Origin of the sequence: uncultured Maricaulis sp., assembly GCF_905480005.1 — a bacterium.
Classification (GTDB): Bacteria; Pseudomonadota; Alphaproteobacteria; order Caulobacterales; family Maricaulaceae; genus Maricaulis.
Map to the genome: position 1 here is coordinate 1 of NZ_CAJQOO010000027.1, position 19,761 is coordinate 19,761.

At 60.5% G+C, this 19,761-nt stretch carries 16 protein-coding genes and 1 tRNA gene; 14 read left to right on the forward strand and 3 right to left on the reverse strand.

Features of this window, described 5'->3' with window-relative positions; genetic code table 11:
• The first annotated feature begins 7 nt into the window (after positions 1-7).
• The 10 genes from QZ266_RS03855 to QZ266_RS03900 all read left to right on the forward strand — a co-directional run bounded on the left by QZ266_RS03855 (position 8) and on the right by QZ266_RS03900 (position 13,150).
• A tRNA-Gly gene (locus QZ266_RS03855) sits at positions 8-82 on the forward strand.
• A gap of 650 nt (positions 83-732) precedes the next feature.
• A complete protein-coding gene (locus QZ266_RS03860; RefSeq protein ID WP_295691824.1) occupies positions 733-3,642 on the forward strand; it encodes a TonB-dependent receptor in 2,910 nt (969 codons plus the stop codon).
• A 212-nt stretch (positions 3,643-3,854) separates the two neighbouring features.
• The gene (locus QZ266_RS03865; RefSeq protein WP_295691801.1) at positions 3,855-4,616 is read left to right on the forward strand and encodes a FadR/GntR family transcriptional regulator; all 762 of its coding nucleotides are present in this window, start codon (positions 3,855-3,857) and stop codon (positions 4,614-4,616) included.
• A 115-nt stretch (positions 4,617-4,731) separates the two neighbouring features.
• Positions 4,732-6,957: a polysaccharide lyase 6 family protein gene (locus tag QZ266_RS03870; protein ID WP_295691803.1), complete on the forward strand. Its 2,226-nt coding sequence runs from the start codon at positions 4,732-4,734 to the stop codon at positions 6,955-6,957.
• Positions 6,954-9,119, forward strand: a complete 2,166-nt coding sequence (locus QZ266_RS03875) for an alginate lyase family protein (RefSeq protein ID WP_295691805.1) — start codon at positions 6,954-6,956, stop codon at positions 9,117-9,119. Before QZ266_RS03870 ends, QZ266_RS03875 begins: the two co-directional genes overlap by 4 nt.
• A gap of 3 nt (positions 9,120-9,122) precedes the next feature.
• On the forward strand, positions 9,123-9,515 hold the full coding sequence (locus QZ266_RS03880) for a cupin domain-containing protein (RefSeq protein ID WP_295691807.1): 393 nt from the start codon (positions 9,123-9,125) through the stop codon (positions 9,513-9,515).
• The gene (locus QZ266_RS03885) at positions 9,515-10,837 is read left to right on the forward strand and encodes an MFS transporter (protein ID WP_295691809.1); all 1,323 of its coding nucleotides are present in this window, start codon (positions 9,515-9,517) and stop codon (positions 10,835-10,837) included. Before QZ266_RS03880 ends, QZ266_RS03885 begins: the two co-directional genes overlap by 1 nt.
• A gap of 29 nt (positions 10,838-10,866) precedes the next feature.
• Positions 10,867-11,619 carry an SDR family NAD(P)-dependent oxidoreductase gene (locus QZ266_RS03890; RefSeq protein WP_295691811.1) on the forward strand — a complete coding sequence of 251 codons (753 nt, stop codon included), beginning with the start codon at positions 10,867-10,869 and terminating at the stop codon, positions 11,617-11,619.
• 30 nt (positions 11,620-11,649) lie between these two features.
• Complete coding sequence (locus QZ266_RS03895) at positions 11,650-12,609, forward strand: sugar kinase (protein WP_295691812.1); 960 nt, start codon at positions 11,650-11,652, stop codon at positions 12,607-12,609.
• Between the two features lies 1 nt (position 12,610).
• Positions 12,611-13,150: a hypothetical protein gene (locus QZ266_RS03900; protein ID WP_295691813.1), complete on the forward strand. Its 540-nt coding sequence runs from the start codon at positions 12,611-12,613 to the stop codon at positions 13,148-13,150.
• 153 nt (positions 13,151-13,303) lie between these two features.
• Here QZ266_RS03900 and QZ266_RS03905 read toward each other — a convergent pair whose 3' ends face one another.
• The 3 genes from QZ266_RS03905 to QZ266_RS03915 all read right to left on the reverse strand — a co-directional run bounded on the left by QZ266_RS03905 (position 13,304) and on the right by QZ266_RS03915 (position 14,989).
• Positions 13,304-13,465 (reverse strand): hypothetical protein, encoded by a 162-nt coding sequence (locus tag QZ266_RS03905; RefSeq protein WP_295691814.1) that lies wholly within the window; start codon positions 13,463-13,465, stop codon positions 13,304-13,306.
• Positions 13,466-13,623: 158 nt separating this feature from the next.
• On the reverse strand, positions 13,624-14,010 hold the full coding sequence (locus tag QZ266_RS03910) for a helix-turn-helix domain-containing protein (RefSeq protein WP_295691815.1): 387 nt from the start codon (positions 14,008-14,010) through the stop codon (positions 13,624-13,626).
• Between the two features lie 7 nt (positions 14,011-14,017).
• Positions 14,018-14,989: a LysR family transcriptional regulator gene (locus tag QZ266_RS03915; protein WP_295691816.1), complete on the reverse strand. Its 972-nt coding sequence runs from the start codon at positions 14,987-14,989 to the stop codon at positions 14,018-14,020.
• An 89-nt stretch (positions 14,990-15,078) separates the two neighbouring features.
• On the opposite strand from QZ266_RS03915, the gene QZ266_RS03920 reads away from it, so the two are divergent.
• The 4 genes from QZ266_RS03920 to QZ266_RS03935 form a co-directional block, all read left to right on the forward strand.
• A complete protein-coding gene (locus QZ266_RS03920; RefSeq protein WP_295691818.1) occupies positions 15,079-15,717 on the forward strand; it encodes a hypothetical protein in 639 nt (212 codons plus the stop codon).
• On the forward strand, positions 15,714-16,316 hold the full coding sequence (locus QZ266_RS03925; protein WP_295691820.1) for a GNAT family N-acetyltransferase: 603 nt from the start codon (positions 15,714-15,716) through the stop codon (positions 16,314-16,316). The genes QZ266_RS03920 and QZ266_RS03925 overlap by 4 nt, the downstream gene beginning before the upstream one ends.
• Positions 16,313-16,855, forward strand: a complete 543-nt coding sequence (locus tag QZ266_RS03930) for a cysteine hydrolase (RefSeq protein WP_295691821.1) — start codon at positions 16,313-16,315, stop codon at positions 16,853-16,855. Before QZ266_RS03925 ends, QZ266_RS03930 begins: the two co-directional genes overlap by 4 nt.
• Positions 16,856-17,257: 402 nt before the next feature.
• A partial coding sequence (locus tag QZ266_RS03935) for an NAD-glutamate dehydrogenase domain-containing protein (RefSeq protein ID WP_295691822.1) occupies positions 17,258-19,761 on the forward strand: 2,504 nt, incomplete at its 3' end.

Consider the following 19,761-nt stretch of genomic DNA (forward strand, 5'->3'; position numbering starts at 1 on the left):
ATCGTGAGCGGGCGTAGCTCAGGGGTAGAGCGTCACCTTGCCAAGGTGAATGTCGTGAGTTCGAATCTCATCGCCCGCTCCATTATTCCAATGACATAACGATCATCGAATTCTGGGTCGCGAAGCTTCCCGGCACCCTTCTGTCTGTCGAATGGACTTCCGGGATGTCGCTTCGGGGGGCTTGATCGATCCGTATTCTCGCAGCCTTGACGCCCGTGCCGGCGCGACGCTCGGGCAGATCACTGCCCCGCGCTGTGCGGAAGGGGCGCTCAGTCATTGGGAAGCTCGAGATTTCCCGCCTCTAATTCTGCCAATCATGGAGCGGATTCCCACGAGGATTGACGGTCTGTCGCCGGCGTCGCGGGCCGGGCCATGTGCCCATTATTTCCTCCGACAGGGTTTCCTTCCAGGCGCAAGGCCATAGTTGAAAGGTTTGTTTTTGCAACACTTATTCAATTGTCCGAGAAATTGGTAGTACCAGTTTATGGGTTTTATCCATACCAATCGTGGGTACCAAAACTACATAATGGACTAGAAGAATGGTTGACAGGCTTCCGATATTGGTCCCCAATCGGTCTATAAAAACCTAAGGGGAGTGAATATGCTTAAATCAGGAGAGGGGCGCCGTCTGTCGCGCTCCAGGCGGACGCGCGCGCTCATGTTGGGCGGCGCGGTTGCTGCCTTCTCGGCGCCTGCCTTCGCGCAAGCCCAGGACGAGCCGACAGCGACATTATTGTCGTTCAGGGTATTCGTCAGACGATTCAGACATCGATCGCGACCAAGCGGGAGTCCAACACGGTCGTTGAGGCGCTGTCATCAGACGATATCGGCGACCTGCCGGCGCTCTCCATCGGTGAGGCGCTCGAAACCCTGACCAGTGCGACCTCGCACATTGAGCAGGGCGGCGCGACCGAGATTTCCATTCGTGGCCTCGGTCCCTATCTCGGCTCGACCGTGATCAATGGGCGCGAAGCGGCCAATGGCAGTGGTGACCGCTCGGTCAATTTCAGCCAGTTCCCGTCGGAGCTGTTCAACTCCCTCGCGGTCTACAAGACCCAGGAGGCCAGCTTCATTGAAGGTGGTGTGTCCGGCCAGATTTCCCTCTCCACGCTCCGTCCGATCGATTACGGGCGCAGCCGCGTCCAGCTCGAGTTGAAGGGTAATTACAATCCTGACAATGCGGACCTGAATTTCAACGAGCAGAATATCGGCCATCGCGCGACGCTCAGCTTCGTCGACAGCTGGGAAACCGGCGCGGGCGATTTTGGTCTGTCCTTCGGCTATCAGAGCAATCGCTCCACCAATCCGGAGCAGGAAGCGCGCACATCCAGCGGTTTCCGGGATTGCCGTAACGTCATTTCCGGTGATCCGAACAACGACGATTTCGGTGTCGACAGTCTCGGTGACGCGGATCAGAACTGTGATTCCGGCGGCGGCGATCTGGCGCTCGAGGTTGATCCGCTCACCGGCGTGGCGCCGGATGCGAACACGCCCTTCGTCTTCGTTCCGAGCCAGCGCCACTTCCGCCAGAACATCACTGAAGATCAGCGCGACTCGAGCTTCCTGGCGGCGCAATGGCAGCCGAATTCGCGTTGGGACATCAATGTCGATTACCAACAGTCGGACCGGACCTTCCAGGAGCTTCGCAGCGACCTGACAATTGATGGCAACTCCGTCCTCAATGTCGGTGAATCGGGTGAGATTGTTCCGCTTTCGGTCAGCCCGACAGGCGCTTTCCTCGGTGGCACGACTTATGACGGTGCCGAGGTCAGCTCTCACTTCGCAGAGCGGATCGAGGAATACACCGGTTATGGCCTGTCTGCCGAATATCAGGTGACTGACGCACTCAGCGTCTCCGCCGACTATTCCTACTCGGAGACCATGCGCCGCGAGAATATCGTCCAGTCTCGCCTTCGCAGCGACACGGATGGCGATAGCGGTTCCGAAGATGTCTATGTCGGCATCATCGTCGAGGATGATGCCCAGCGCTTCATCTTTGGCAATTTTGACGTGACCGATCCGGCGAATTTTGATGTCGGTCCGCGAACGCGTGAAGACCTGAACCAGTTCCGCAACAACAGCATCGAAGCCTTCCGTCTCGACTTCGACTATGCGTGGGATAACGGCTTCATCACCAATGTCCGGGGTGGCATTCGCCAATCCGAACTCGAGTATGACTCCGTGCCACGGGTTCGCCGCGAGACAGATGGTGGTCCGCTTGCTGTCGGTGACGGGGCTGCCGCAAGTGCGGCCTGTATGAACAGCGTCTTCCCGGAAAATGATTTCCTTGCGGATGTCGTCGATGGACCGCTGATCACCAATGTTGACGGTTCGGGCAATGTCATCGCCGCGGGTACCGGCAATTCCTACGTGACCTTCGATCCGGTCTGCCTGGCCGAGGCCCTGCTGGGTCGTTCGATCAGCATTCCGGATGCCAGCGATGTCTTCCTGACTTCCGCTGTAATGGGGACGGGCCAGAATCCGCTTCAAATCGTGGATGTGGCGGAAGAAACGATCGCCGCCTATCTCCAGGCTGACTTCATGGGTGATTTCGGCGACATGCCGGTCCGCGGTAATTTCGGTGTTCGCGTTGTCGACACCGAAGTGACGTCCAACGGGTATCGCGGAGCGCTGACCCTTGATCGCGATGCTGCCAGTGTCATCACCGGCATTGGTGTCGACAACAGCAATCTGGTCGAGATCACAGCCAATCACAGCTATACGGAAGTTCTGCCCAGCGCGAACCTCGTTGTGGAGTTGCGTGATGATGTCCTGCTTCGTGGTGGCGTCTATCGCGCCCTCTCGCGGCCGGATCCGTCGGACCTCGGCGTTGGCCGCAGCTTCTCCAGCAGCATCGATAATGATGGCGGCTCAACCGACGTCGCCGATGTCATTGCCCAGGTTAGGGGTTTCGGAAATCCGGAGCTCGATCCGCTGATGTCCTGGAACTATGATGCGGCGCTCGAATGGTATCCGAACGAAGACACCATTCTGGCCTTCGGCGTCTATCACAAGAGCTTCAGTGGTGGTTTCCGCAATGTCGGCCAGGTCGAGACCTTCACGGTCGACGGCCAGGACCTGCAGGCTGCTGTGACGACGCAGGATGTTGACGGTGAAGAGAGCACGATCACCGGATTCGAGATCTCGGCGGCTCACTCCTTCAGCTATCTGCCGGGGGCCTGGAGCGGTCTTGGTGTCCGGGTCGGCTACAACTACGCCAACTCCGATTTCGAGTTCGAAGATGCCGTCTTCGGTGCGTCTACGATCATCGCGTCTGATGGTACAGCGATCGAGCGTGTCGGCATTGTTGCCCCGGCTGATGTTCCGGGTCTGTCCGAGCACGTGGCTTCGGCACAGGTCTACTACAGCATCGGCGATCTCGATCTGCAGGGTGTGTACAAGTATCGCAGCTCATACTTCCAGCAGTTCATCTCGACGCCTGGAAATCTGCGCTACATCGACGATCGGGGAATCTTCGAGGCGCGCGCTTCGTACCAGGTCTCCGACTCGGTTCGGGTGAGTGTTGAAGCCCTCAATATCTTCGATGAGCCCAAGGTTCAGTACAATCCGACGGCCGACAACTTTGCGGAAGTCAACGTCTACGGACCGCGGATCTACTTCGGTGTGAGGGGTCGTTTCTGATCCACGTATCTTTCCCATACCTCCATACCCTTACCCTAAAGGGAACTTCGGCGTCTCCTGGTGCCTGGCTCGTCCAGGCACCAGCGGGGCGCCGCTTTGTTCCTGGAGATGGCCTGGAAGGTTTGTAGACCAATTTCTATAATGGTATAGTTTTCGTAGGGCTATAAGATCAGCCCGATTCTCGAGAATGACCAGAACTGGCTTTACGCAAAATGACGACTGACAAGCGCCTCTATAATCAGATTGCGCGCCGGATCACGGCAATGATCGATGAGGGCAAGTTTCCGCCGGGCAGTCGCCTGCCGGGGGAGCGGGACCTTGCCGTACAGCTCGGCGTAAGCCGGGTGACCGTACGCGAGGCGCAGATCGCATTGCAGGCCCAGGGCCGGATTGAAGTGCGGACCGGGTCGGGCGCGAAAGTCCTGCCGGCAAAGCCTTCCAGTGACGCCTTGCCGACGATCGAGGCGTTCGAGCTGACTCAGGCAAGGACAATGATCGAGAGCGAGGCGGCCGCCCTGGCAGCCACGATGATTACCGATGACGAGCTCGAGAAACTCGACCAGCTTGTGTCCAAGATGTCGGATGACAGCGAGAATGACGAAGCACTGCATCAGGATGCCGATCGTGAGTTTCACCTGACGATCGCGCGCGCTTCGAAGAATGCCGCCATCATCGACATGATCGAGCGGCTTTGGCGTTTCCGCACCGAAATCGATGAAATCCGGACCGCATATGATTCAATCTGTGGAATATCGCCGGAAATGCGCCTGTCGGAGCACCGCGATATTGCGCTCGCCCTGCGTGAGCGCGACCCCGATCAGGCCCGGGCCGCGATGCGCCGGCACTTCGCCTGTATCGTCGAGGCGATGCTGAATACTGCCGAGCAAATGGCAATCGAGGAGGCGCGCCGCCGCACCAGCGAGGCGCGCGAGCGTTATCTCGGCAATGGCGAAACTGCCCCGCAGACCACATAGACCAATTTGCTAGTCCGTTTCTTGCAAATTGGACTGTGAAACATGTTGTCCGCTTCTGTCTGAGTGGTTATGCTCCTGACTGACGCTTCACTAAAAGAAGCGAGTTGGAGGATGCATGACCCGGAAACAATCCAATGGGCCGCGGATATTGCGCGGCGCTGTCGCCTTGCTGGTTGCAGTTTTTGTCTGGTTGCCCGGTATTGCGTCCGCATCAGACTTCCTTGTTACGGACCAGCAGGGCTATCAAGCAGCCCTGGAGCGGGCCGAACCTGGCGACCGCATCGTTCTCGCCAATGGCGTCTGGGAAGACTTCGAAATCGTGTTCGAGGCGACGGGTACGGCGGATGCGCCGATCTACCTGATGGCCGAAACGCCCGGCGATGTCGTGCTCACTGGTCAGTCCAATTTGCGGATCGGCGGCGAGCACCTGGTTGTATGGGGGCTCACCTTCCGTGATGGCTATTCGCCGACCAGCGAAGTGATCTCCTTTCGCCGCGACAGTCAAACCCTGGCGAACCATACGCGCCTGGTTGAGACCGTGATCGAGAATTACAACCAGCCTGACCGCGAGACCCAGGATTCCTGGGTGGTTGTCTATGGCCAGGAGAACCGGATCGACCGCAATGCCTTTGTTGGCAAGACCAATCGCGGGCCGACCATGGTGGTGCGCCTCAACTCTGAAGGCAGCCAGAACAATAACCATGTGATCGAACACAATTATTTCGGTCCGCGAGCGCCCCTCGGCGGCAATGGGGGCGAAACCTTGCGGATCGGCGTCAGTGCTTATTCGCGGATCAATTCGGGCACCATTGTCCGGCAGAATTATTTCGACCGGTGCGATGGCGAGGTCGAAATCATCTCGATCAAGTCCGAAGGCAATCTGATTACCGAGAATGTCTTCTACGAGTCGCGTGGATCTGTCGTCTTCAGGCATGGCGGACGCAATGAGGTTTCGCGCAACGTCTTTTTTGGCAATGGCGTTCCGGATACCGGCGGCATCCGCGTCATCAATGACAACCAGGTGGTTCGCGACAATTATCTGGAAGGGCTGCGCGGCCGAAAATTCCTCGGCGCACTCGTGGTCATGAATGGCGTGCCGAACTCACCGGAAAATCGCTACCATCAAGTGGATGGCGCCCTGATCAGCAATAACAGCTTCGTGGACGTCCTCGAGCTGGGTTTCGCGGTTGGCAGCGATGAGGAGCGCAGCGCCGTTCCGGTCAATAGCGAGATGACCGCCAATATCCTGTTGTCGGATGAAAACGAGCCGGTGGCCATTTTCGACGACGTCTCCGGTATCAGCTTCTCCGGAAACATCTCCAATAATCGCCGTTTCGACGTGATCGGCTCCACGGCTGTGGCCGGCTTCAGTCTCGAGCGTGCCGAGAATGGCCTGGTCTATATGCAAGGTGAAGCCGTGGATGGTGGTGCGGGCGCGCCGCGCGACCTGCAGCCCGTGGCCCGCAACGCGACGGGGCCGCGCTATTATGAAAAGCCGTCTCAGGGCGCAGTTGCTGGAGATGTGATCGAGGTCGAGGCGAACGAAGCCGAACTTCTGCAGGCAATCGCTGATGCCGAGCCTGGCGACACAATCCTCGTCAGCCCCGGTGAAATCGCAATTTCATCACCGATCGAAATCGCCGCCCCCATAGCCATCGCGGGTTCCGAGGGCGTGCGCTTGACGTCTGCGAGCGACGGTCTTTTCCGTCTCCTTGCCGGCGCGGATCTGACGCTGCGCAATGTGACCCTGCATCAGGCCAGCGCAGAGACAGCCTTGCTCCATGCCGCGGGCGAGCAATATCGCGGCGCCTATCGCCTGAACCTGGAAGATGTGGCCCTGACAACCGACCGCGACGACAGTGTCGGCCCGCTCCTCGGAGCTGATCAGGCGACCTTTGCCCAGATTGTGACGATCGCGCGCTTGCAGGTCGCTGACTGGCCCGGATCAATCATAGAGCTCAGCGGTGACGGCCTTGATGGCTGGTATCTCGCTGATGAGGTCCGCATTGAAGACAGCCATTTTTCCGGGCTCGCTGACGGGCTCGCCCGCTTCGGTCGCGAAGGTCGCGACGAGAGCACATTCGGCCCGCGCTTCAGCCTTACCGGCTCTCGCCTGGAAGCGGTGGCAGAGGGCGGTGTCGCCCTCGCCTTGAACGGCATTGATCAGCTGCATGTAACCGACAATCGGATCGTCGCGTCCGGATCGTTCGAGATCCGTCGCCGGGTCCTTGGATGGCCCTTCGAGATCGGTGCCAATGATGTTGATGAAACCGTCAGCCTGACCTTGCGCGGCGTTGACGGGGAGCCGGTGGACGCGACCCTCGCGGGGGGCGCTCAATGATCCGTGCCACCTGCCTTGCCGCGGCATTGCTGGGGGCGACCGCCTGCGCGTCGGCTCAGCCCAATCTCATTCTCACCGAGGCCGGCGTGGACGCCTTTCGGGGGGCGGACACGATGCCGGCTCTGGTCGCGCACGCCCACAATGCTGCGGTCACGCGGGTCGAGGCCAGCCTCGAGGCGGGCCTTGTCGTGCCGGTGCCGGTCGATCCGGGCGGCGGGTATTCGCATGAGCGGCACAAGGAAAACTACAAGATCATCCATGATGCCGGACTGCTCTTCCAGCTGACCGGGGACCGGCGCTATCTCGAGCATGCCGAGGCCTATTTGCTGGCCTATGCCGACATGTACGGGGATTTGCCCCTGCATCCGGAACGTCGGAACCAGGCGCCGGGACGCCTGTTCTGGCAGAGCCTCAATGAGGCGGTGTGGCTCGTCTATTCGATCCAGGGATATGACGCGATCCGTGATGCCCTCACCGAGGAGTCGCGGGACAGGATCGAGACCGATCTGTTGCGGCCGATGGCGGAATTCCTTTCCACCGACTCCCCGCAGACTTTCCAGCGCATCCACAATCACGGGACCTGGGCTGCTGCCGCGGTGGGCATGACCGGTTACGCGCTTGATGACGACGCGCTCGTTGAGCGCGCATTGCTAGGCCTCGAGCTGGACGGCAATGCCGGCTTCCTGGCCCAGCTCGATCAGCTCTTTTCACCCGACGGCTACTATACCGAAGGTCCCTATTATCAGCGCTACGCGCTGATGCCTTTCGTCCTTTTCGGGCAGGCGGTCCAGAACAATGAACCCGAGCGGGGCATTTTCGAGTATCGCGACGGTATCCTCCTCAATGCCATCATGGCTACCATCCAGCAGAGCTATGCCGGGCTGTTCTTCCCGATCAATGACGCGATCCGCGAGAAGGGTCTCGACACGGTTGAGGTCGTTTATGGTGTTGCCGCAGCCTATAGCCTGACCGGTGATCCCGGCCTCCTTTCGATCGCGGAACAGCAAGGCACGACGGTCCTTACCGGCGGCGGTTTTGCAGTTGCGACCGATCTGGCAGCCGGAATGGCCACGTCCTTTGAATTCGACACGCGCCTGCTTCGCGACGGACCTGATGGCGATCAAGGTGGTTTGGCGATCCTGCGCATGGGCGAGGGCGAACTGGCCCAGACGCTGGTCGCCAAGCATACGGGCCAGGGCATGGGCCATGGCCATTTCGACAAGCTCGCGCTCATTCTCTACGACGGCGGCCAGGAAATCCTGACCGATTATGGTGCCGCGCGTTTCCTCAATGTGCCGTCGAAGGATGGTGGTCGCTACCTGCCGGAGAATACCAGTTGGGCGCGCCAGACAATTGCCCACAATACGGTGGTCCTCAACGCGACCAGTCATCATGGCGGCGATTGGCGACGGGGTCAGGAAAGCTGGCCCAGCATTGCGCTGTTTGAACAGCAGGACGGGGTCAATGTGGTGTCAGCCAGCATTGATGATGCCTATCCGGGTGCCACGCTCGCGCGCACCACATTTCAGGTCCGCACGTCGGGAACAGCCGGCCCGCTCGTCATTGACGTGTTTGATGTCGAGGCGCCCGACGCGTCGCAGATCGACCTTCCGACCTATTTCAACGGCCAGATTACCGACTTTGATCTCACTCTCGCGCGCAATGCCGGCCAGCAGTCGGCTCTGGGGCCGGACAATGGCTATCAGCACTTGTGGGTTGAGGCCGAGGGCGTCTCGGAAACCGGCGCCGCCCGGTTCACCTGGCTGACCGAGAACCGTTTCTACACCTATCACGCACTGGTCAGCGAGCCTGTCGAGGCCCGGATTGTCCGGACCGGAGCCAATGACCCCGACTTCAATCTTCGCTCACAGCAGGGAATTCTTCTGCGGGTGCCAAGTGCGGAGCAAGCCCGCTTCATCTCCGTAATCGAGCCTCACGGTCTCTATGACCCGGCCCAGGAGGTGACTGTCGCGAGCGAGAGCGGAATCGAGACCGTCCGCACCTTCGACGGCGACACCGCAACCCTCATACAGATTGTGTTTAGTACCGGCCAGCAGCTCAGCGTTGGCCTTTCCCATGATCTCCACTCTGGAGCTCACACGATAAGCGCCGACGGCCACCTCTATGAGTGGACCGGGGCCTACAATATTTTCCGGGAGTGAAACATGCCGTCAGCACAAGCAGGGGCGGTCCATCGGACCGTCGATGACGAACCGCCCAATTTCATAAAGGCCGACCCGATGGGTGCCGAGCAGGTCGCGCCGGGTATCCGGCGTCAATTGTTGGGATATGGCGATGCCCTCATGGGCGCCCGCGTCTGGTTTTCCCGGGGAGCCGTTGGCGAGGTCCACACGCACCCGCACACACAGATGTCCTACGTCGAATCCGGTGCTTTCAAAGTCGAGATTGGCGATCAGGAACAGGTGCTGACTGCAGGGGACAGCTTCTTTGTGCCGTCCGAAAGCCCACATGGCGCGGTCTGCCTTGAAGAGGGTGTCCTGATTGATGTCTTCTCGCCTTCACGGGAAGACTTCCTGCCGCAACGGGGGAGTGTCTGATGCAAATTCCCCGTCTCCGCTGGTGGGTTGTCACCCTTGTCGCCCTCGCGACCGTGATCAACTATATCGACCGTCAGTCCCTGAATGTGCTGTGGCCGGAAATTTCCGCTGAACTCTATCCGGACAAGACTGAGGATCAGCGCAAGGAAATCTACGCCCTGATCTCGGTCATCTTTGTGTTTGCCTACGCGTTCGGTCAGGCGATTTTCGGCAAGATATTCGACTGGATCGGCACCCGTATGGGCTTTGCCCTGTCGATCGCAGTCTGGTCGCTTGCAACAGCCGCCCATGCCTTTGCTCGCGGGCTGCCCTCCTTCGCTGTCTTTCGTGCAATCCTGGGCGTGGCCGAGGCCGGCAACTGGCCCGGTGCAACGAAGGCGAATGCCGAGTGGTTCCCGACCAAGGAACGCGCGCTCGCGCAGGGGATTTTCAACTCCGGTGCGGCCATTGGCGGCGTCATCTCGATCCCGCTGATCGCATTCCTGTCGGTCTTCTTCGACTGGCACATCATTTTCATCATCATTGGTCTGACCGGACTGCTCTGGCTTGTACCCTGGATGGTTCTGGTGAAAGCGCCGCCGAAATCCCACCCCTGGGTGACCGAGGAGGAGCGTCAATACATCCTGACCGGTCAACGGCGCACGAGCGCGGAGGCCGTGGATGACGAGTCGTCCGAGGAGGAAGCCAGCTACGCCCCGGGAACCGCGGAATTGCTGTCACGTCGGCAAAGCTGGGGTGTGATCATAGCCTCGGCGGCGATTGACCCGATCTGGTGGCTCTTCGTTTTCTGGATCCCGATCTATCTGTCTGAAGTCTACGGCTTCAATGTCCGCGAGATCGGTATTTATGGCTGGGTTCCCTATGTCGGTGCCATGTTTGGTGCCTGGTTCGGCGGCCTGCTTGCCCAGAACCGCATCAAGGCCGGCTGGAGCGTTGACGCAGCGCGCAAGCTGACGATCACGCTGGGTTGCCTGATCATGCTGCCCTGCCTGCTTGCCATGTCACAGGCTGGCAATCCGGTGGTCGCGGTGCTGATCATGGCGGCCATCCTGTTCGGCTTTCAGACCGCGATCGGCAATGTGCAAACCCTGGCCAGTGATTTCCTGAGCGGGAAGTCTGTCGGCACGCTCGCCGGCTTTGCCGGCATGGCTGCAAAGCTGGGCGCGGCCGGTCTGACCTATCTCGTGCCCTGGCTCACCCTGGGTGGAAACTACACGCCGGCTTTCGTCATCGGTGCCGGCCTGGCCGTGCTCGCCCTGGCGAGCGTCTGGCTTGTGTGTGGCCGTATCGAACCTCTCAAACCGAAAAAAGAACAAGCCTGACGGCTTCGCAATTCTAGGAGAAGAAGAACATGAAACTCGCTGGAAAAACCGCGATCGTTGTAGGAGGCGGCCGGGACATCGGACGCGCCGTGTCGATTTCCCTGGCCCGCGAAGGTGCCAAGGTGGTCGTGAACTACAATAATGATGACACCGCAGCCCAGGCGACGGTCGACGATATCACCAAGGCTGGTGGTGACGCGATCCTGGTCAAGGCTGATGCCACCAAGATGTCCGAGATGGAGAAGCTGGTTTCAGCTGCCCAGAATGCCTTCGGCTCGCAGATCGATATCCTCGCAACGGTTGCGGGCGGGATGGTCGCTCGCAAGACGCTGGACGAGATGGACGAGGAGTTCTTTGACTGGGTGATGCGCCTGAACGTGCATTCGGCCTTCTTCGCGATGAAGGCGACCGTCCCGCACATGAAGGAAGGGGCTTCCGTCATCAATTTCGCCTCGCAAGCGGGTCGTGACGGGGGTGGCCCCGGCGCCACCGCCTATGCGACGGGCAAGGGCGCTGTGATGACGTTCACTCGCGGCATGGCGAAAGAGCTCGGTCCGAAGGGAATTCGCGTCAATGCGGTATGCCCGGGGATGATTGCCACCAGTTTTCATGACCGCTTTTCGAAGGATGAGGTTCGTGAGAAGGTTGCCGGCATGACCCCGCTGCGCCGCCAGGGCGCAGCCGACGAGGTTGGCGATGTGGTGAGCTATCTGGCATCTGACGAAGCATCCTTCCTCACGGGTGTTTGCCTGGATGTGAATGGCGGATTGCTGTTCTCGTAGGCGCCAGAGGGTATCCGGGAGATGAATGCAATGGGGCGTCAGTCCGACTTCGAGCCGCGGGGCAAGCGAGTCATCTGTTTTGGCGAGGTCATGGCAGAACTCGCCGACCTGCAGGCTGACACGGCCCGGGTCGGAGTCGGCGGCGACACGTTCAACACTGCCGTCTATCTCGCGCGCCTGGGAACCTCGGTCCGCTACGCAACGGCGCTCGGGATGGATCCGTTCAGCTTGCGGATTCGCAAGCGTATGGCGACCGAAGGGGTCGGCGACGATCTGGTGATGACATCACCGGACCGCAATTGCGGTCTCTATGCCATCGAGGTGGATTCGACAGGCGAGCGCAGCTTCACCTACTGGCGTTCGCAAAGTGCGGCGCGCCAGTTTCTGGACATGCCACGGTCCATTCCGGTGATCGCTGAAATGGCGAAAGCGGATGTGCTCTACCTGTCCGGAATTAGCCTGTCGCTTTTCCAGACCCCGAGCCAGCAGGACAAACTGGTCGACCTGGTGGGCGCGGTCCGGCGTAACGGCGGCCAGGTCGTTTTTGACACCAATTACCGACCCGCCGGGTGGACTTCGAAAGCGCAGGCGCGCGACACGATCAGGGCCGTGATGCCCATGGTTTCGCTCGCCCTGCCCACCTTCGAGGACGAGCAGGCCCTGTTCGGCTTCGAGCGTGTCGAGGACTGCAGTGATTTCTGGCGAGAGGCCGGCGTCGGCGAGGTGATCGTCAAGTGTGGACCGCGCGGGGCCTGGTCAAGCCGCGACGGCGACTGGGTCGCGCCGCCGGAAGTCATCAAACCGCTCGACACAACCGGCGCTGGCGACAGTTTCAATGCGGGCTATCTGCACGCACGCCTGTCCGGCGCAAGCTGCCGGCAGTCCATTGCGCGGGCCCATGCCCTGGCAGCCGCTGTGCTCGGTGTGCGCGGCGCCCTCCTGCCGACAGGCGTGCCATTACCGGGGCAATTCGAGGAGCAAGATCGTTGATATGTGCAATACCGTGAACGCAACCCGCTCGCCTCTGCCGATTGCCGATTTCTACCCGACCCTGTCAGCTGATATCGACCGCTCTCCCATTCGGATTCACGGGAGTATCGATCCCGAGGGAGGACTTCGGGCGAGTGTCTCCCCGTCCGACGGTCTGAGGCTTCACCTCGACGGGCATACGCGTTACTGCCTGTCGCCGCAGGTTGCTCCGGACACTCTGTTCGATGATGAGACGCTCGCCTCCTGGCCGTTGCCGCGCCGCGAGGGCGAAACGGCCCGCCAAGGCCTGCTGCGTCTGCTGCGCACGCGACCGCAAGCGATCGACCGGTCTGACGCAGGGCGGTATCTGTGCACGCTCTATCTGTGGGCTCAGGAGATAGCCTATGAGTTCGACCTGCGTGGTGGTCTGATCCTCCACGTCGACCCGGCCTGGCGTGCCGCGCTTGATGATGCGGATTGCCGCGATGCCATCCTGCGCTTTGCCTGTGCCGTGAAGCATCGTGTGGCGGTCGAGCTGAGACTGAACACCATGCTTTCCTGATCAGGACGAGGGGCGCTCTACCGGCGGCACCCCAGGCAAATGATCAAAGCTCGCACAACCGGCAAGTTTCGCTTTGGCCAGGCGCCGCAAGGGCAATTCCAGGCCGGGTGCGCGCCCTCCACGTCCGGTTCACCACCTGTTCCGTCCCATGGCTCAAGACAGTTTGAGCTCGCGCTGCCGCACATAGGCTTCATGGCGCGGATCACGGGCGCGCAGGGCGGGCCGCGTGCTGAATAGCAGATGCGGCAATCCGATCCGCAAGGCGGCGGGGGCCTGGATATAGGGTCGAGGGGTCCTGTTCGGACGCATGGTCATGTGAGCCTCCTTGGTATGAGAGGCCATGGTCCCGCGCGAGCAAGGCAGGCACGGGGCAGCGACAAGGCCATTTTCCGGCCATTGCGTTCATCGCGGGATCAGTTTTGGGGGAAGGCGTGTGTCGTCCGCGCCCGACCCGAAGGCCGGGCGCTGGACGTTCAGTCTGCGAGCGAGCGCAGCAGGTCGATCACACGGCGACGGACCGTCTGGTCCTTGATGCCGGAGAAAGCAGACGCCAAGGCCAGGCCGTCCGGGCTGGCGATGAAATCATACAGGGTATCGGAGTCGCCGCCCTTGAGTTCGGACGAGCCGTCTTCTTCAAGACCTTCAAAGAAATACGCGACCGGGACTTCCATGACCTTGGCCACGTGGAAGAGCCGACTGGCGCCAATCCGATTGGTGCCGCGCTCGTATTTCTGGACTTGCTGGAAAGTCACACCGAGCTTCTCGCCCAATTCCGACTGACTCATTTCCAGCAGGCTGCGGCGCAGGCGCAGCCTGGCCCCTACATGCTGATCAATACTGGTCGGGCCTCGTGCACTCATCGCGTCCTCACGTCTGTGGTTTGATGACTTCTACGTCGCAAAACTCGCTTGGATGGCAGAACTCTTCGCGGAACCAAGGATGGAGTCTACGATTGAACAGTTCGGCGATCCAGTCGGCAACGCATTTTATTCTCGATATTCCAAGACTGCCTGGTGAGTTCTTCAGCCAGAATCGGACGTCTTGATGAAAATCATAATCAAGAACGACAAGCTCATCCGGATACAAGGACGCCAGATAGGTTGGTGCCATGGCAATTCCGCCGCCATGGCGAATGGTTTCAAATAGCACTGAACTGATGTCCGCCGTGAAGGAATATCTTACAACCTCATCCGTTGCTGTGGCTTTTCGCTGCCACAGGTGGAGTGACGGATCATACTGCTCCAGCCTCAGGAATCGCAGTGTCAGCACGTCCTCAAGCGAGCGTGGGGCCCCATAGGTGGCGATGAATTCCCGTGACGCCATGGGCATGTAGTGGATGCTGCCCAGCGCCCTGGCCTCGGTATCCATCGCCTTGTCCGGGGTGAAAGTCAGGCTCAATGCGGCGGCCGTATCACTCGCTGCGGCAGACCGGTCATTGATCAGCTTGAGCACGACTTCCGGGTTAACCCGTTGAAATTCCGGTATATGGCGCGCAAGCCAATAGGTCGCCAATCCGTCAGGCACGCGCAGCGAGACCTGGCCCGCGAGGCTGCGATCCATGCCGGCAATCTCGGTCTCCAGCCGCTGGGCGGAGCGCTGCATGGTTACCGCATAATCCAGAGCGGCCGTCCCTGCCCGGGTCAAGACAACGCCATCGGCCCGCCGCTCGATAAGCTGCGAGGACAGGCGACTTTCGAGCTGACGCATGCGTTTGGAGACGGTGGATTGCTGACAACCAAGCACGGTCGCCGCCGCGCTCATCGACCCGGTTGTGGCAACGGCATGGAAGATTTGAAGGTCGTCCCAGTCGAAGACGTTCCGCCTCAGATCGTTGTCCAATTTCAGACTACCCCACATTCCAACTTTGCCGAAGAAGAAGTAGCGCGCCGGTGTTAACGAAGAATTAACTACATGGGGGAGTGCGCGTAATGGTGAGTGACGGGCTGGATTTCAGCTCCACGCAGGCAGGGTTCGAGTTCCCGCTCGAACGGCTTGACCAGGCCTTTGGTTCCTTGGATTTCAAGCCTGTGCAGCTGTCTGAAATTGATGAGTTTCACGCGCTGGCCAACGATCTTATCGATGGCGAGATTGCGAGCGCGACAGATATAGGCCGGGTCCAGGAATGGACCCGTCGTTCACTGCATATGCGCCGTTGGAATGGCCGCCCTGACGGTTTCGTTGCGTCAATCCCGCTTAGCGATTCCGGCGTAACCGCACTCCTGCAAGGCGAATTCGGTTTTTCCAATGCGCGCCGTGAGTGGGTGTGCGGGCTGGAAGAACGGGCATCAGCCCTCCTGTCCTGGGGTCTGGCCGGGAGAACACCACATGCCCAGGCCGCCGCCTTGCGAGCCCTGCTCGTGGGATGGCGCGGCTTTTATGGCGATGTCCGTGTCTATGCCAGGGCCCGGACGACTGAGGGTAAAGCGCTGATGCGGCGACTTAATTTCGAGGTTTGTGCCTATCCGGACGGCGAAAGCCCGCTCTATTGCAGCACCGGCTTCCCGAGGAAGCTCGGGGATATGCTGCTCAAGCGGACCGTTCTCGGCAAATGGGAGGGTTCCTCATGAAAAACGCGATACCGGATAGTCTGGAAGTGACAGTCGCGCGATCGCTTGACCAGGTGGTGATGGCGATGACCTTGCGCGGGGTGATCTATCTCGGCGAGCAGTTCGCCCCCTATGCCGAAGAGTATGACGGCAATGATTTTGTCGGCGCCGGCCACCTTATTGCCTGGCAGGGCAAGGAGCCGGTCGGCGTCCTGCGCCTGCGCTTCTTCGCTGATTTCGCGAAGGTCGAGCGGGCGGCCGTCCTGCGCCAGTATCGGCGTTTCGGCGTCATGCGGGTCCTGATGCAGGAGGCCCAGCGCTATTCTGCGCGCCGCGGCTACAAGAAAATGCTGGGCCATGCCCAACTCAATCGCGTCAAATACTGGCGCACGCACGGCTTCCGAATTCGATCAGACCGGCCTGAATTCGGTTTCTCTGACTACAAATATGTCGAGATCGAGCGCGACCTTGTCCCGCCTTCCAACGCCATCACCATGGATACCGACCCAATGGTCGTTATCCGACCGGACGGCGAATGGGATCGCCCCGGCCCGTTTGACCTTTCGCTTGCGCGGATGCAAGAGGATCAGGACGAGCGCAAGCCCGAGGAGGCCGCATGAGCTTCGCTGACCCCTGCCTGATCCTGCTGGACTGCCAGCGCGACCAGGTGACCGGAAGCAATGGAAAGATCGACCCGGTGAACCAGGCCGTGATTGATCGTATTCGCGAGCTGCTGCGCCATGCGCGGCAATCCGGCTGGCGGGTCTGTCATTGCCAGTTCCAGGGTGAAGGCTCTGTTGCCGGACGCGCCCCGATCGACGGGTTGCGACCGACGGCCCAGGAAGCGGTGTTCAAGCGCCGCGGCCTGTCAGCCTTCTCGGATCCGTTCTTCCACCAGGTTCTCGCGCGCAGTGCCGGATCGAGTGCGCTTCTTGTGGGCTTCTCCGCGCCCTTCTCCATTCTGGCGACCGTTTTCGATGACGCCAATCGGGACAAGGCCTTGACCGTCGTGCCTGAAGCCGTTGGCGCGTTGGCGGTCGAGCCGCGCGATGTCGCCGAGACCCGCGCCATGGCTTTTGACCTTGTGGCCCGCATGGCACCGATGATGAGTTGGGAGAATCTGACACAGGACTGGTCGGTCGACGCGCCGACCGCCTGATTGCGGTTACCGAATACCGAGCTCCGTTCACAACTGGGTGATATTGCCGCATCCCGTACGAATTCATGAGAATTTTGCCCGTCCCGGGCTTTAAATCCGGGGCGGGCTTTCTACATGTTTGTCTGTAGCGGGAAACCGGTCGGTGCGGCCTTCCCCCAGTCCGCCATTCCGGACCCGCTCGCGATGATCAGGCCTCAAAGTGCGTCCCCCCAGCCTGCCTGTGAGGTCTGCCAGGCGCCGCCGGGTTCCCCTGTCCCTACTCGGCGGCGCCGTTATCGCTACCTTTCGGACTCTTGAGAAAAAGAATGGCACGTTTGCGTTTTCAACGGCGTAGGCGGGTTGCGTGCTTCTCAAACAGGACTAGGGTCGGTCCATAAACACAACAGTCCAGGGAGCGCCACCATGGGGGCGGTCGTCGGAGTCGCGCACGCTTACAGTCGTGCAGATTTCATGGAGGCGGCGCGGGAGCGCTGGCTCGAGCTTTTCGGCGCCGAATGCGGTGAGACCGGGAACTCTTTCTTCTCACAGATCTATGATGATGCGCTTGCGGAGGATCTCGAACGGGTCGGTCCGTCAGACCTTGCCGCGCTCAGCCTCGACTTCTGGCAGTTCGGGGAGACGCGCCCGGGCGATGATATCCTCGTGCGCATGCGAACCGCGACCCACGCGGATGGCACCGACCTGCCTCGTGACGTCCTGGAGATCATCGGTCGGGACCGGCCATTCATCGTCGACTCGGTTATGGGCGAAGTCGGGGCCCAGGGCCACGATATCACGGCCATGTTCCACCCGATTGTTCAGGTTCGCAGGGACAATGCCGGAGCGCGCGTGCCGGAAGGCGGGCGGTGTCTCGCCGAGTCGATGATCCAGGTTCATCTGCCGCCTCTGGATGAATTGTCCCGCCGCACATTGATCGAGGGCGTCACCGCGACCCTGGATGATGTCCGTGTCGCGGTTGAGGACTGGACCGACATGCGGGCCCAGATGGATGATGCCATTGCGCATCTGTCGGGCGCACGGACCCACGCATCGCCGGATGAACTGGCGGAGGCGATGGAATTCCTGCGCTGGCTGCGCGACGACCATTTCGCCTTCCTCGGTTGCCGTGTCTATGATTTCGAGGTGGATGAAGACGGCTCGATGGCTCAACGCCATCCGCGCGTGCGGCCGGAATCCGGCCGCGGTGTGCTGCGTGACCCGGATCGCCATGTGCTCCGCAAGGGTTCCGAACCGGCCGTTCTGACCCCGGCCATTGAAACCTTCCTGCGTGAACCCACCCCGCTCATCGTGGCCAAGGCCAATATGAAGTCGCACGTCCATCGCCGCGTCTACATGGATTATATCGGCGTCAAACGGTATCGCGAGGACGGCGCCGTTATCGGAGAGGCACGTTTTGTCGGCCTGTTCACGGCAGAGGCCTATGACCAGAGCGCGAGTGCGGTGCCGCTGATCCGGCGCAAGGTGCGCCGTGTCCTGGAGCGCGCGGGCAAGACACCGGGTACGCACTCGGCCAAGAAATTGCGAAATACGGTCGAGAATTTTCCGCGCGATGAACTCTTCCAGATGGATGAGAATGATCTGCTGGAGATTTCGCTCGGCATTCTGCACCTGCATGACCGCCCGCGAACCAAGCTTTTCATTCGCCGCGATCAGTTCGACCGGTTTGTTTCCGCCCTCCTTTTCGTCCCGCGCGACCGCTATAATTCAAAGGTCCGCGAGCAGGCGGGTGAATTGATACGCGAAGCGTTTGGCGGCCGGTTGTCGGCTTTTTACCCGCAGTTCGGCGACAGCTCGCTGGCGCGCGTTCACTACATCATCGGGCTCAACCCGTTTGATCATCCGGAGCCGGATACCGGCGAGCTCGAGCGCAAGGTCGGCCGTCTCGCCCGCACCTGGGAAGACGATCTGGAAACCCATGTTCGTCGCAATGCGCCGGAAGCCATCCGGATGCGGATGGGGGCCTATCAGGACGCCTTCAAGGCCGGGTATCGCGAACTCTACGATCCGGAAGAGGCGCTCGCCGATGTCCTCAAGCTGGAATCGTTGGAAGGCCCCGGCAAAGTCGCTGTGCGTGTCTATCGCGAGGCCGATGACAACCAGACCGATCTGCGTCTGAAAATCTATCGCGTCGGACGCCCTGTTTCCCTGTCGCGCGTCATGCCTGTGCTGGAAAATCTCGGCCTGTATGTGGTCCAGGAAACCGGATTCCCGGTTGATCGCCGCGGTGCCGATGGCGACGCGTTTGATCGCGCCCATGTCCATGACTTCGAAATGAAGTCGGACGCGCTGAAGGGCCGTGATCTCGCCGAATTGGCGCCCAGCCTCGAAGACGCTCTGATGGCCGTTGCCGACGGTCGGGCAGAAGATGACGGCTTCAACCGTCTGATCGTCGAGATTGGCGTGACCTGGCGTGAAGCCGCCTTCCTGCGCACCTGTGCCCGCTATCGCCAGCAGACCGGTCTCGACCCGTCACAGGCAATCCAGGAAGAGGCGCTTGCTGCCTATCCCGGTATTGCGCGCGGATTGCTGGAATTGGCGCGGGTCAAATTCGACCCCGATTTCACCGATGACCAGAAAGTCCGGTCGGAAGCGGTCTGGGATGTCTCGGAGTCCCTGCGCAAGCAACTCGATGATGTTGCCAGCCTCGATCATGACCGCGCGCTGCGCCGCGTTTTCCACCTGGTCGAAGCCACTTTGCGGACGAATTTCTATCAGCGGGGCGAGGACGGCCAGCCAAAGTCGCGGATTGCGATCAAGATCGCCAGCGAGCTGCTGGAAGAATTGCCGCTGCCGAAACCCTATCGGGAAATCTTCGTCTGGTCGCCCGATGTCGAAGGTGTTCACCTTCGCTTTGGACCGGTCGCCCGCGGCGGCCTGCGCTGGTCGGACCGTCGCGATGATTTCCG